This window comes from Roseovarius halophilus (ex Wu et al. 2025), assembly GCF_047086965.1.
The window spans coordinates 1-241 of record NZ_JBKOTX010000680.1 but is presented as its reverse complement, the minus strand read 5'-3'; the positions used below and the strand labels follow the sequence as shown (position 1 = coordinate 241).

1 pseudogene is annotated in these 241 nt (G+C 68.5%); it reads left to right on the top strand.

The annotated features are described in order from the left end of the window. A pseudogene (locus tag ACH107_RS34010) lies at nt 1-241 on the top strand (IS5/IS1182 family transposase); the annotation flags it as partial.

Sequence of the window (241 nt, the reverse complement as noted above, 5' to 3'; positions counted from 1 at the left end):
TGCGCCGCTACCACGTGTCAGACGCCGCCCTGCACGACAGCCAAGCGGTGGATCACCTGCTGATGCGGGGCAATACCGGCGCGGGGGTCTGGGCGGATGCGGCCTATCGGTCCGAGGCGATGGAGGCCAAGCTGCGCGCCCGGAAGCTCAAGAGCCACATCCACCGCAAGGGCAAGCGGGGCAAGCCGCTGACAGATCAGGCGACGGGCAGCAACCGGACCAAATCGACCGTGCGTGTCCG